The sequence below is a fragment of the Photorhabdus sp. P32 genome (genome assembly GCF_038085095.1).
GTDB classification, from domain to species: Bacteria; Pseudomonadota; Gammaproteobacteria; order Enterobacterales; family Enterobacteriaceae; genus Photorhabdus; species Photorhabdus luminescens.
Window position 1 is genome coordinate 1 of the sequence record NZ_JAZGJN010000247.1, and the last position, 13,298, is coordinate 13,298.

Below are 13,298 nucleotides of genomic sequence, written 5' to 3' on the forward strand. Positions count from 1 at the left end.
ATCATGAAACCATAAGTAAAAAATTAGAAACTGAAATTTATTTTGCCCATCCTTACTCGCCTTGGGAGAGAGGGATCAATGAGAATATCAATGGGTTAATCAGACAATACTTTCCAAAGGGAACTGATTTTAATGAAGTCTCTGATCAGGAAATAAATTTTGTGGTAAACCGATTAAATCATCGTCCCCGAAAAACACGGGGTGGGAAAACCCCGAATGAATTATTTAAGGGTATACGAACATATTTACTTCCAGATTAACGATGTTGCACTTATTATGTGAATCTACCATTGATTATAATTTCAATTTGTTATTTTTTCATTATGGATATATAAGCATCATGTATATATTAAGTACACCTTTAATTAGTGTGTCCCATTTTTCGCAGATTGGCCTGACAAGTGATAGTAAAAACTATTAGTATTGGGAAAATGATCACTTTAGTTTGAAAACTATTTTCAGGGAAATAGAAATGTTACATGTACTGGCATGGCCTGATCTGATTATTTGCATTTTTGTCGTTTTCTTTGCTTATCTGGTTTTTGGTATGGCCGGCTTTGGTTCTGCACTTATTGCCAGTCCAATTCTGGCGTTTTATATTCCTGTAGCGAAAATTGTTCCTATGCTTGCGTTGGTAGATTTAACCGCCGCAGTGATTAATATTACCAGAGAGGGTAAAAAATCAGAGTTTAGTGAGATCAAGTTAATTATTCCATTAATGGTTGCCGGTAGCTTGATTGGCGCCGCCATTTTGTTGATAACCCGACCTGATGTTTTAGTTCTGGTGTTGGGGTTATTTGTTGTTTTCTATTCAATTTATTCGTTATTTTTCAGTAAAACCTACCGTCAATTCCCTGTTAAGGCTGCCATTCCATTTGGGCTGAGTGGAGGTATTTTCAGTGCGTTATTTGGTAGTGGGGGTTTTCTTTATGCAATTTATCTAACCGGGCGGATATCAGATAAGGAAATTTTTAGGATCACTCAGACGACTTTAATTGGTTTCAGTACTCTGACGAGAGTGATTATTTTTGTTGTCATGGGTATTTATCTGGACACCTCATTTTTGTTATTGATACTGGTATTTATTCCAGCCATGTTGTTGGGAATCTATTTTGGGCGGCAGGTGACGCTGAAAATCTCCAGAGAAACATTCTTGAAGTTTATCAATGTCATTGTGCTGGTTTCGGGCTTAATGCTGATATATCGTTATATATTTACTCTTTAAAATAGTAACTAATCAGAATTAATATATTTAATATAATATCATTAATTTGTTGTTTTCAGTTTATTTCGTATTTATTCTCTTTATTTTTGCTGGATAGGCATCAATAAAATGAATAGTCGTGATTATAGAAATAATAAATTTTTTGCCATTTTTACTATTACCACGAGTGTCGCTGTTATTGGCATTGTCATTGGTTTGACGATCCCAATGATAGCGTTACGCTTGAATAGCCAAGGTATTGATGAGTTGTACATTGGTTTAATTTCTGCGGCTCCGGCATTGGGAGTTCTGTTGAGTGCTCCGGTCGTCCAGAAAATTGTATCTCTGGTAGGTAAAAAACGTGTCATGATGATTGCAACTGGGGTTTCTGCCGGCAGTTTGCTCCCTCTTTTGGGGTCATTGCCGATGGAATTGCTTTTTCCTCTGCGGCTAATTACTGGTGTTGCTAACGGCTTAATGATCTGTCTTGGTGAAACTTGGATTAATGAACTCTCTGAAGAGAATAAACGAGGTAGGGTACTGGCTGTTTATACGACGGTTTTTACTATCAGTCAGTTGCTTGGCCCTTCTATCATTGCTTTTTATGGTGTTGCAGATAAAACGCCGATACTGATTTGTACTCTGATCCATATCTTTTCTCTGGTGCTTTTTGTCATGGTAGATCAGAAGAAAGGCGATAAGTTGCCGAAACATAATGAGAAGCCCAACTTTTCTATTGTTCAATTTGTGAAGGTTGCTCCGGCGATCTGTGGTGGCGTGCTGTTCTTTTCTTTTTTCGACGGCACCATTCTTTCCATGTTACCTATCTACGGAATGAGTTGTGGGTATACCGAAGCGGTAGCTGCACTGATGATAAGTGTTGTTCTTGGTGGCGATGCATTGATGCAACTCCCGTTTGGTTGGCTGGCGGATCATATGAATCGTATGCGTTTGTACCAGATTTGTGGTGTAGCAACGCTTGGAGCAAGTGCGCTATTGCCACTTGCTATGGCACATCAATATCTTATCTGGCCTCTGTTGATTGTTTTAGGGGCAACTGCGGGGGCTATTTACACCATTGCATTGGTACAAATTGGTCAGTATTTTTCTGGGAGTGATCTGATAGTGGCTAATGCAGCGGCGGCTATGTTGTGGGGTATTGGGAGTTTGTTTGGGCCACTGCTTGCCGGTATAGCGAGTTCAGTGACGCCATCAGGTTTACCTATTCTTCTTATTATCATTGCGGCGCTGTTTCTGATTTCGACAATGGAGCTGCTTAATCCACAGACTGATAATGGCTGAGGTGTTCAGCCGGTAGTTGTGTAGGCGTAAAAGCTGGCTGTAAACAGCAGCCAGCGCTGAGTAAATCTTATTTATTTTCAATTCGTTAGTAAGTGGAATCCTAAGATTGAAACATTGCGATTAATTATCGTAAAAAGTTTAATCTCCAGAAGTTATTCTTTTGATGCTTGGTTAAATAATACGGTTAGCTATTGATTTCGACACTATGATTACTGGATAATCTTTCGCCTCAAATTCTCCCACTGTTTTCTATTCTGAAAGCCAAACGATTGCTTTTGTGATTTGTTGAACTGATTGGTGCAATGTTGTTGTGTTATTAAGCGAGGTAATCGTTTTCGTTTGATTAGAAAGTGGAAGAAGTACCATGAACATAATGCAGGGGAACGACATGTCTGGCACTCAGGCACCAGTTAAACGCAAACTGGATAAGTATTTTAAGTTGACTGAACGCGGCACAACGGTACGCCGTGAAATTCTGGCAGGACTTACAACTTTCTTGGCGATGGTTTACTCAGTCATCGTTGTACCAGGGATGTTAGGGCAGGCAGGGTTTCCCCATACTGCGGTCTTTATTGCGACTTGTTTGGTTGCCGGTTTTGGTTCTTTGTTAATGGGGCTATGGGTTAACTTGCCAATGGCAATTGGTTGTGCAATTTCGTTAACTGCATTTACCGCTTTTAGTTTGGTTTTAGGACAGCAAATCACTATTCCGGTGGTACTCGGCGCGGTATTTCTGATGGGGTGCTTGTTCACGGTGATTTCTGTTACCGGTATTCGTTCTTGGATTTTACGCAATATACCAATGGGTATTGCGCATGGTGCAGGGATTGGTATTGGGCTGTTTTTGTTACTGATTGCGTCAAACGGCGTTGGTCTGGTCATTAAGAACCCGTTGGAAGGTCTGCCTGTTGCTTTGGGATCGTTCACTTCTTTTCCGGTTGTGATGACTTTGCTTGGGCTGGCTGTGATTTTTGGCCTGGAAAAGTTGAAAGTCCCTGGCGGTGTACTGTTAGTAATCATTGTGATTTCTGTTATTGGGTTGATTTTTGATCCGGCAGTGAAATATCAAGGGTTTTTTAAGGTACCGAGTCTGGGAGATGATGGCTTGTCCCTGATTTTTAGCATGGATGTTATGGGAGCTTTGCAGCCAATTGTATTACCCAGTGTGTTGGCGCTGGTAATGACTGCGGTGTTTGATGCGACCGGTACCATCCGTGCGGTAGCAGGGCAGGGGAATCTGTTGGATAAAGGTGGACAGATTATTAATGGCAGTAAAGCGCTGACTGCCGATTCTGTTAGTAGTATTTTTGCCGGTACTATCGGAGCTTCTCCGGCTGCGGTATATATCGAATCAGCCGCGGGTACCGCAGCGGGTGGTAAAACAGGTTTAACCGCAACAGTTGTCGGTATCCTGTTCCTGTTAATTTTGTTCTTTTCTCCACTTTCATATCTTGTACCGGCGTATGCCACTGCGCCAGCGCTGATGTATGTTGGTCTACTGATGTTGAGTAATGTCAGAAAACTGGATTTCGATGATTTTGTTGGGGCGATGTCCGGTATGCTTTGTGCAGTCTTTATTGTTCTGACCTGCAATATTGTAACCGGTATTATGTTGGGCTTCAGTTCTTTGGTTGTTGGTCGTATCTGTTCCGGTGAATGGCGCCAATTGAATATCGGTACAGTGGTAATTACGGTCGCTTTAGTAGCATTTTATGCTGGTGATTGGGCTATTTGATTGATTAAAAAGTGCGTAAGGGGGGCACCCCGGCGCACTTTGCCGTTTCTTGCGATTACTTTTAAATTCTCAATTATTTCCCCCTCTATTTATCTGATTAGTTTACAATATTCTTGCAATTCTTTCGGATACGGCTCCGCGTGTATCTACCTTTTTCGATTGATTCAGTTACTTTAATATTAAGATTTATTCTCACTGTTTTTGTATTAACAGGAAGAAAAAGAGTTTCAATCTGTATACCAACGATTCTTAGGTAAATTGTAAGGGCAACATGGAAATATTCTTTACTATTCTGATCTTGATTTTGGTGGTTTCAGTTTCTGGCGTTCTGACTAAAGTGATTCCGTTCCGCATACCTCTGCCGTTAATGCAGATTGCAATGGGAGCGTTGCTGGCTTGGCCACACTTTGGCTTACATGTTACTTTTAATCCTGAGCTGTTTCTCGTTCTGCTAATTCCTCCTTTGTTATTTGTTGATGGCTGGAAAATGCCAACCAGAGAGTTTTTCCAGTACGGACGGGAAATTTTCATACTGATGCTGGTATTGGTGCTGGTGACTGTTGTCGGTATTGGTTATCTGATTTATTGGCTGATGCCAGGCATTCCGCTAATTGCTGCTTTTGCTCTTGCTGCGGTGTTATCGCCGACAGATGCGGTGGCTTTATCATCCATTGTTGGAAAAAGGCGCATGCCTAAGCGCATGATGAATGTGATGGAAGGGGAAGCGTTAATGAACGATGCTTCCGGCCTGGTAGCCTTAAAGTTCGCTGTAGCGATAGCAATGGGAACGATGGCATTTTCTGTTACTGATATGACCATAGAATTCTTCAAGGTTGCTATTGGCGGTTTGTTATCCGGTATTGCAGTAACCTGGTTGTACAGTAAATCTCTGCGTTTAATGAACCGTTGGAGCGGTGGCGATCCGGCAACCCAAATTGTTTTCATGTTGCTGCTGCCGTTTGCTTCTTATTTGATTGCGGAACATATTGGCGTTTCCGGTATTTTGGCTGCGGTTGCCGCGGGTATGACTATTAGTAAATCTGGGGTTATCCGTAATGCGCCATTAGCGATGCGTTTACGCGCTGATAGTGTCTGGTCAATGCTGGCGTTTGTGTTTAACGGCCTGGTATTTATCATGTTGGGCCTGCAACTACCGGGGATCTGGCAAACTTCCGTTGTACAGGCAGAAATTGATCCAACGGTTGAAACTTGGATGTTGTTCGCCGTGGTCGCAGTGATTTATGGGGCACTTTTATTACTGCGTTTCTGTTGGTTATGGCTGATGAAGAATATCAGCAAAGCCTTTATGAAAAAAAATCCACTGAATTTTGCGACTTATACCACCCGTGAATTATGGCTGGCATCTTTTGCAGGCGTTCGTGGCGCCATCACACTCGCTGGCGCACTGTCTGTTCCTCTGTTTCTGACGGATGGTACGCCGTTCCCGGCCCGTTATCAGCTTATCTTTATTGCTGCGGGGGTCATCCTGTTTTCGCTGTTAATTGGCGTTCTCTCTTTGCCATTCCTGTTACGGGGAATGCAAACTTGCGATAAAGAGGCTGATATCAGTGAGGTACGAATGGCGCGGGCAGCTATGGCGGAAGTGGCGATTGTCAGTATGAATAAGATGGAAGAGCGTCTTTCTGCGAGTCCCGAAGAGCAATTGGATGCTGAGGTTATTACTGAAGTTGCTTCCAGGGTAATTGGCTATTTGCGTCGCCGTACTGTGGGGCAGGATGAGATGGAACATAATCTGCTAGTGGAAGATTTGGAACGTCGTTTTCGTCTGACCGCATTAAGGGCGGAGCGCGGTGAGTTGTATCATCTGCGTGCAACCAGGAAAATCAGCAATGAGACACTTCAAACCTTGCTGCATGATTTGGATTTACTGGAAGCTTTGTTGGTACAGAAAGAGCACTGATATCCTGTAATTTGTTGGTTGTCACGACAATTTTGTCAGCCATGTTATTCAGCCTGATTGGTGGATATCTCGCCTGTCAGGTTGATGGTTGATTTGTGGCATTTGTTTTTCCACCATAGATTCATAGACATAGATTTATAGACATAGATTCATAAACATAGATACCGGAACCCCCTGACAATGATGAATAACATGTTGGTTCCGGCGGCATGGCTGGTAAAATTTACCATTGGTGGGGGTTTGGTTGCGGCGTTGTTCTAGGGTCATCAACGTTTAATTTTGCAATGCCTTTTACGAATGGCAGATTATTCATTGCGTGCTGGCGTGCGGAGTGGATAAATGCGTCAGTCTCAGGCTGATACTGTTCGCCTTCACGGACGGCAGCGTACAGCCTGCTCCATAAACCTTCTCCCAATGTTTTAGTTACCACTAATTCTTGCCTTTCAAATGTTTCAACAACCCAATGTGGTAGAGCCGCGATTCCCATACGGGCAGCGACCATTTGAATCAGTAATAGAGTGTTATCCACATTTTTCAATGTAGGAGCAACCCCCGCTGGTTGCAAGAAACGCCGCCAGATATCGAATCGATGACGCTGAACGGGGTAGATCATCAATGTTTCATCAATTAAATCTTTTGGCTGGATGTGTAATTTATTTGCCAGAGGATGATCCGGAGCGACAACCAGTTTGACTTCATAATCAAATAGCGGCGTGTAGTGCAAATGACTCTCCGGGAGAATATCTGATGTCAAAACGACATCCAATTCCCGTTGTAGTAGTGCAGGTTGTGGATCAAAAGTGACGCCGGATTTGAAATCCACATTGACTTGTGGCCAGGTTTCTCGGAAATGCTTGAGGGCCGGTGTCAGCCACTGAATGCAACTATGACATTCAATGGCGATACGTAGATTTGTCTGGCCCGGCTCTTTACATTCGCGCAGTGCATTTTGAACCAGAGGGAGCACTTGTTCTGCCAGTCGTAATAAAATTTCACCCTGTGGCGTGAAGCGAAGCGGTTGACTTTTACGAATGAACAACCGGAAGCCAAGGCGATGTTCAAGATCGCTGAACTGATGAGACAAAGCGGATTGTGTTTGATGCAGGTGATTGGCTGCTGCCGCTAATGAACCGCAATGACTCAATGATTGTAATGTTTTTAGGTGTTTTATTTCGATCATGAGAAACCTTCAGGATGATAATGAATAAATTGCGCTTGTGGTTTATACCTTACCTGTTGATTATGGATGTGTAAACATCTAGACGGCTAAAAATGACGGGATAATGAAATGACGATTATTAATCACACACTTGGCTTTCCACGTATAGGTTTGAAAAGAGAACTCAAAAAGGCTCAGGAAAACTATTGGGCAGGGAAAATTTCTCAGCAAGAATTATTGGAAACTGGCCGTGAGTTACGTGCCCGTCACTGGGAGCAACAGAAGCAGGCTGGTGTTGATTTAGTACCGGTTGGCGATTTCGCTTGGTATGATCATGTGCTAACCACCAGTTTACTACTCGGTAATGTGCCTCCACGTCACCAGAATCCAGATGGCACGATTGATCTAGATACACTATTCCGTATTGCTCGCGGTCGTGCGCCGACGGGTGAACCCGCCGCCGCCGCGGAAATGACTAAATGGTTTAATACTAACTACCATTATATCGTGCCAGAATTTCAGCAAGGGCAGGAATTTAAACTGAGTTGGACTCAGCTACTAGAAGAAGTGGATGAAGCGTTGGCTCTGGGTCATCAAGTGAAACCCGTTTTACTGGGGCCGGTGACTTACCTGTGGTTGGGTAAAGTGAAAGGTCAGGTATTTGATCGTCTCTCTTTATTGAAAGATATTCTTCCTGTTTATCAACAAGTATTAGCTGAGTTAGCTAGACGTGGTATCGAATGGGTGCAGATTGATGAGCCTGCGCTGGTACTGGAACTGCCAGCAGAGTGGTTAGCCGCTTATCCGGTTGCTTATCAGGCGCTTCAAGGGCAGGTTAAATTATTGCTGACTACCTATTTCGATAGCGTTGGTCACAATCTCGAAACGATCAAATCCTTGTCGGTACAAGGACTGCATGTGGATCTGGTTGCTGGTCAGGATGATATCGCGCAACTGAATGAGTCACTGCCAAAAGAGTGGGTGCTTTCCCTTGGTGTGATTAATGGTCGTAACGTATGGCGTGCGGATTTAACTGCCAAATATCAGTCGATTAAGCCATTGGTAGGTAGTCGTACACTGTGGATCGGTTCTTCCTGTTCTCTTCTACATAGTCCTATCGATCTGAGTGATGAGACTGCGCTTGATGCAGAGGTGAAAAGCTGGTTTGCGTTCGCATTGCAGAAATGTGAGGAGTTAGCCTTGCTGGCTGCGGCATTGAATCAGCCGGAAGGCGGTAAACAAGCGGAATTGGATGTTTACAGTGCGCCAATTCGAGCCCGTCGTGAATCTAAACGGGTGAATAATCAGTCGGTTACTGAGCGCCTTGCAGCAATTAATCCACAGGACAGTGAGCGTAATCTGCCATACCCACAGCGTGCAGAAATACAGCGTCAGCGCTATAACTTGCCATTGTGGCCGACAACAACAATTGGATCATTCCCGCAAACGACGGAAATCCGCGGCTTGCGTTTGGATTTCAAAAAAGGTCGGGTAGATGGCGCTAGCTATCGTACCAATATCTGTCAACATATTAAGCAGGCAATTAACGAACAAGAACGTTTGGGATTAGATGTATTGGTTCATGGCGAAGCTGAACGTAATGACATGGTGGAGTATTTCGGTGAACACCTCGACGGTTTTGTCTTTACGCAGAATGGTTGGGTTCAGAGCTATGGTTCCCGCTGCGTTAAGCCGCCAGTGATTATTGGTGACGTCAGCCGTCCAGAAGCGATCACTGTAGAATGGGCTAAATATGCTCAATCGCTGACGGAAAAACCCGTCAAAGGGATGTTAACCGGGCCAGTAACAATTCTCTGTTGGTCATTCCCAAGGGAAGATGTCAGCCGTGAGACGATTGCGAAGCAGATTGCATTGGCACTGCGTGATGAAGTGGACGATTTGCAAGAAGCGGGTATTGGTATCATCCAGATTGATGAGCCAGCATTGCGGGAAGGTTTACCACTGCGCCGGGAAGAGTGGCAGTCCTATCTTGATTGGGCGGTAGAAGCATTTAAATTGAATGCTGCAATTGCTAAAGATGACACGCAGATTCACACTCATATGTGTTATTGCGAGTTCAATGACATCATGCCTTCCATCGCAGCGTTAGATGCGGACGTGATTACTATTGAAACTTCCCGTTCGGATATGGAGCTGTTGGATTCATTCGAAAACTTCTCTTATCCGAATGAGATCGGGCCGGGTGTTTATGACATTCATTCACCTAACGTACCTAGTGTTGAGTGGATTGAAGCCCTGTTACGTAAAGCGGCTGATCGTATTCCGGTCGAACGCTTGTGGGTTAACCCGGATTGTGGTCTGAAAACCCGTGGTTGGACGGAAACTCGCCAGTCATTGGCAAACATGGTACAAGCGGCTAAACGCCTCCGTGAGTCAGTGAAATAACTCATCCCATAATTTGCCTGTCACTATTAATTGGTGATGGGCATTTTCCAAAAAATAATCTTTCTTTTGCAGTAACGCATAGTGATGCGGCTTCGCGCGGATCTTTTCTATTACCAAACTTTTAGTAACTTATATATGCCATATTGGTATTTGAAAAAATACATTTTATTAACAAAATAACCCTGGTAGTAACAAGATGGAAGCATTGTAATAGAAACTTAATAATTAAAGAGAGGATTATATGGATGTTAATAAGTTGCAAGGTAAGAAAAGTAGCTCTCGAAGAAATTTTTTAAAAAGTAGCGCTGCTATTACGGCGACTGCTGCACTTGCCCCGATGAGTTTAGCTCGTGCGGAAGCAAAGTTATCCCCACAAATTGGAATAGGCGTATGTACGCTTGCGCCAGAGCAGATATCAGGGCCGTATTTCCGCAATGACAAAATTGTAAGAAGGGATATTACCGATTCAGAATTAGGTATACCTTTTTTATTAAAAATTACTGTCATGGATAAAAAAACATGTAAACCGGTTGAGAGTTTATTTGTTGATATCTGGCATTGTAATAGTCGGGGAAAATATTCTGGTTGGAGTTATATCAGTCCTGATATAGAACCTAATGTTGATGGAATAGGTTCTAGCAATAGAACCGATGATAAAAATTTTCTAAGAGGAGCTCAACCATCTGATAAGAATGGGATAGTTAATTTTACGACTATTTATCCTGGGTTTTATGCGGGTAGAGCGACTCATATTCATATTGCTATCAGAAAGGTGAGCACAGATATAACTGATAAAGAGCACTTTGCTTTTGTTGGTCAAATGTATTTTCCAGAAGAAATTAACACAGAGGTTTATAAATATGATCTATATTCAAAACGGAGGGTAATCAGAACTCAAAATCATGAGGATAAATATTTTAAAGAGATGAATGGTCATCTTTCAGAAATAAAAATAACAAAAATAGATGAGTCTGATATTAATCGTGGGATACTGGGTGAGATAATTTTATCGATAGATTTGGAAAATATATCTAATTTCATAACTAAAGATGATTTATATTCTCATACGGTATGATCGATTTTGTGGAATAATCTAGATTTTAATATAATAACAGTCTAAATTATAAAGTAACCTATGTAAATAGTATACTGATAAATAATTTAATAAAGTATCAGATACTTGATATTTACATATGGATATTGTTCAGGCACAGAGAGGATTATCTTTTCTGGTTGATGGATATTATCAGTAGATCATATTTTCTGTGCCTGTCATTTTCTCAGAGAAAAGCTTTCAGTCTCGCAAGCAGAATGTCAAATTAATGCGTTGTGCCTCCATTAATGGCGATATCTTCACTGTTTTTTAATGCTTCATCGATAGCAATTTCCAGCGCGGTTATAACTGTTTCCAGGGCCATACTCGGAGTACCTGAATACCGAACTGCTTGTTCCGGCAGATAAGGAATATGGATGAATCCACCGCGTATCTCAGGATGGGTGCATGCTAAATGATGCAACAAGCCATACATGACATGATTACAGACGAAGGTGCCTGCGGTTTGTGAAATGGAGGCAGGGACTCCAGCATCATGCAAACCTTTGACTATCGCATTGATCGGTAACGTAGCGAAGTAGGCGGCAGGGCCTGTTGCGACTATGGGGGTATTGATAGGCTGATTGCCTTGATTATCAGGAATGCTAGCATCATTAATATTAATTGCCACGCGTTCCACGGTAATATTTGGTCTACCGCCTGCCTGTCCTACGGCAATGACCAGATCAGGCTGTACATCATCAATAGCAGCATACAGGCAAGCCAGAGAGACGTCGAACACACATGGAAGCTGACGCGCTTCAACGCGGGCTCCACATAATTCTCGTCCTTGTAATTGCTTAGCGGCTTCCCACGATGGATTAATTTTTTCTTTGTCGAAAGGATCGAAACCGGTAATTAAAACTGTTTTTTGGGTCGTCATAGATAGTGCCCTTATATGGTGGAAAGAGTCTAATATTCCCGTTATCTTTCAAGTTGTCTCTTTGTTGGCTGCACTCACTCACCCCAGTCACATAGTTATCTATGCTCCCGGGGATTCGCTCCCTTGCCGTCGCGATGCACCTTGAAATCCATAGGGTATATATCTAAACAATATGCATCCTATAAAAAGATAACTGTGATATTTATATTTGGTAATTGTTTTATTTTTGTTGAAAATATAATTGTAATATGTTGGTAAATAAGCAAGAAAAATTATTTATTAGTTATAAAAGTAAAATACAGTTAATTTTTTAATATGTTCATCATAAGAAAAAGTTATTTTAGGAATAGTTCAATTTATTGCGTTGTTGATTTATAAATGTTAGGAGAATGTTTTAATAACGACGGTGATTTATATTTGGTTAAGTTGATAGTTTATTGGAAATATTTTGTTTATGGCCGGGTTGTGAAACGATAAATTTTTCTTTGTGATGGGGTGGATATTAGCCCTTATTAACTCTTAGGGAGAAAATATTGCGATGAGATAATCCGTGATATATTTTTCTCGGTATGTTTGAAATATAAATATAATTAAATAATGGATGGTTTTTTCCATAATATGAACTTATTCAAGTTAGTTTATGGACGGAAGAAAACGCCCTGTTTTTTGCTCGTTTTATGGTTTTTGTGATTTTTATCACAAAATAATGTATGTTTTTCTTTTTTATATTACTTTGAAGTGACATTTATCACTAAAAGATGTCTAAATGCTCAATACAGTAAATTTCAACTAATTTCATTATAAATTCTTCTTGCTGAGGAGTCTGATATGTCTGATGTATTTCACTTAGGTCTGACCAAAAGCGACCTGCAAGGCGCAACTTTAGCTATTGTTCCGGGTGATCCGAAACGTGTGGAAAAAATCGCAAGATTGATGGATAACCCAGTGCATCTTGCTTCCTTACGTGAATTTACGTCATGGCGGGCAGAAATTGATGGTAAAGCTGTCATTGTGTGCTCTACGGGTATCGGCGGCCCATCAACCTCTATTGCTGTTGAAGAATTAGCGCAATTGGGTGTGCGTACTTTTTTACGTATCGGCACAACCGGCGCAATTCAGGAAAATATCAATGTTGGTGACGTGTTGGTCACTACTGCTGCTGTTCGTTTGGATGGCGCCAGCCTGCATTTTGCTCCGATGGAATTCCCGGCGGTTGCCGATTTTGAATGTACGACTGCTTTGTACGAAGCAGCAAAAGATTTGGGGGCAACGGTACATGTGGGGGTAACGGCCTCTTCCGATACTTTTTATCCCGGTCAGGAGCGTTACGATACCTATTCTGGCCGGGTTGTGAGCCGTTTCAAAGGTTCAATGGCTGAATGGCAGGCGATGGGGGTCATGAATTATGAAATGGAATCGGCAACGTTATTAACAATGTGTGCAAGCCAAGGGCTGCGTGCGGGTATGGTCGCTGGCGTTATTGTTAACCGTACTCAGCAGGAGATTCCTAATGTTGAATTACTTGAAAAAACAGAAAGTAACGCGTTGGGTATTGTAGTAGAAGCGGCTCGCCGTTTGTTGTAAATCATACTTCT

10 protein-coding genes are annotated in these 13,298 nt (G+C 42.2%); 8 read left to right on the plus strand and 2 right to left on the minus strand.

All coding sequences use genetic code 11. From position 1 onward, the window contains the following. The 5 genes from V2H77_RS08895 to V2H77_RS08915 form a co-directional block, all read left to right on the plus strand. Window positions 1-260 (plus strand): IS30 family transposase (locus tag V2H77_RS08895; RefSeq protein ID WP_341498511.1); only part of this gene is annotated, 260 nt, incomplete at its 5' end. Window positions 261-472: 212 nt separating this feature from the next. Continuing rightward, on the plus strand, window positions 473-1,225 hold the full coding sequence (locus tag V2H77_RS08900; RefSeq protein WP_341498512.1) for a sulfite exporter TauE/SafE family protein: 753 nt from the start codon (window positions 473-475) through the stop codon (window positions 1,223-1,225). 108 nt (window positions 1,226-1,333) lie between these two features. Then, a complete protein-coding gene (locus V2H77_RS08905) occupies window positions 1,334-2,506 on the plus strand; it encodes an MFS transporter (protein ID WP_341498513.1) in 1,173 nt (390 codons plus the stop codon). Window positions 2,507-2,894: 388 nt separating this feature from the next. Then, a complete protein-coding gene (locus V2H77_RS08910; RefSeq protein WP_341498534.1) occupies window positions 2,895-4,241 on the plus strand; it encodes an NCS2 family permease in 1,347 nt (448 codons plus the stop codon). A gap of 271 nt (window positions 4,242-4,512) precedes the next feature. Further along, on the plus strand, window positions 4,513-6,162 hold the full coding sequence (locus tag V2H77_RS08915; RefSeq protein ID WP_341498514.1) for a Na+/H+ antiporter: 1,650 nt from the start codon (window positions 4,513-4,515) through the stop codon (window positions 6,160-6,162). A 223-nt stretch (window positions 6,163-6,385) separates the two neighbouring features. On the opposite strand, the gene metR is transcribed toward V2H77_RS08915, so the two are convergent. Beyond that, entirely contained in the window at window positions 6,386-7,342 is a 957-nt protein-coding gene (metR, locus tag V2H77_RS08920) for an HTH-type transcriptional regulator MetR (protein ID WP_341498515.1), read from the minus strand. A gap of 108 nt (window positions 7,343-7,450) precedes the next feature. Here metR and metE point away from each other — a divergent pair, with 108 nt between their 5' ends. Both metE and V2H77_RS08930 read left to right on the plus strand, forming a co-directional pair. Next, complete coding sequence (gene metE / locus V2H77_RS08925; protein WP_341498516.1) at window positions 7,451-9,727, plus strand: 5-methyltetrahydropteroyltriglutamate--homocysteine S-methyltransferase; 2,277 nt, start codon at window positions 7,451-7,453, stop codon at window positions 9,725-9,727. A gap of 241 nt (window positions 9,728-9,968) precedes the next feature. Continuing rightward, window positions 9,969-10,802 carry an intradiol ring-cleavage dioxygenase gene (locus V2H77_RS08930; RefSeq protein WP_265380647.1) on the plus strand — a complete coding sequence of 278 codons (834 nt, stop codon included), beginning with the start codon at window positions 9,969-9,971 and terminating at the stop codon, window positions 10,800-10,802. Between the two features lie 244 nt (window positions 10,803-11,046). Here V2H77_RS08930 and pcp read toward each other — a convergent pair whose 3' ends face one another. After that, the gene (gene pcp / locus V2H77_RS08935) at window positions 11,047-11,703 is read right to left on the minus strand and encodes a pyroglutamyl-peptidase I (protein WP_341498517.1); all 657 of its coding nucleotides are present in this window, start codon (window positions 11,701-11,703) and stop codon (window positions 11,047-11,049) included. An 828-nt stretch (window positions 11,704-12,531) separates the two neighbouring features. On the opposite strand from pcp, the gene udp reads away from it, so the two are divergent. Then, window positions 12,532-13,287 (plus strand): uridine phosphorylase, encoded by a 756-nt coding sequence (gene udp / locus V2H77_RS08940; protein ID WP_088371272.1) that lies wholly within the window; start codon window positions 12,532-12,534, stop codon window positions 13,285-13,287. Window positions 13,288-13,298 lie beyond the last annotated feature (11 nt).

Coding starts and splice junctions, on each gene's coding strand:
- V2H77_RS08900 (WP_341498512.1), top strand. CDS start 473: ATGTTACATGTACTGGCATGGCCTGATCTGATTATTTGCATTTTTGTC.
- V2H77_RS08905 (WP_341498513.1), top strand. CDS start 1,334: ATGAATAGTCGTGATTATAGAAATAATAAATTTTTTGCCATTTTTACT.
- V2H77_RS08910 (WP_341498534.1), top strand. CDS start 2,895: ATGTCTGGCACTCAGGCACCAGTTAAACGCAAACTGGATAAGTATTTT.
- V2H77_RS08915 (WP_341498514.1), top strand. CDS start 4,513: ATGGAAATATTCTTTACTATTCTGATCTTGATTTTGGTGGTTTCAGTT.
- metR (WP_341498515.1), bottom strand. CDS start 7,342: ATGATCGAAATAAAACACCTAAAAACATTACAATCATTGAGTCATTGC.
- metE (WP_341498516.1), top strand. CDS start 7,451: ATGACGATTATTAATCACACACTTGGCTTTCCACGTATAGGTTTGAAA.
- V2H77_RS08930 (WP_265380647.1), top strand. CDS start 9,969: ATGGATGTTAATAAGTTGCAAGGTAAGAAAAGTAGCTCTCGAAGAAAT.
- pcp (WP_341498517.1), bottom strand. CDS start 11,703: ATGACGACCCAAAAAACAGTTTTAATTACCGGTTTCGATCCTTTCGAC.
- udp (WP_088371272.1), top strand. CDS start 12,532: ATGTCTGATGTATTTCACTTAGGTCTGACCAAAAGCGACCTGCAAGGC.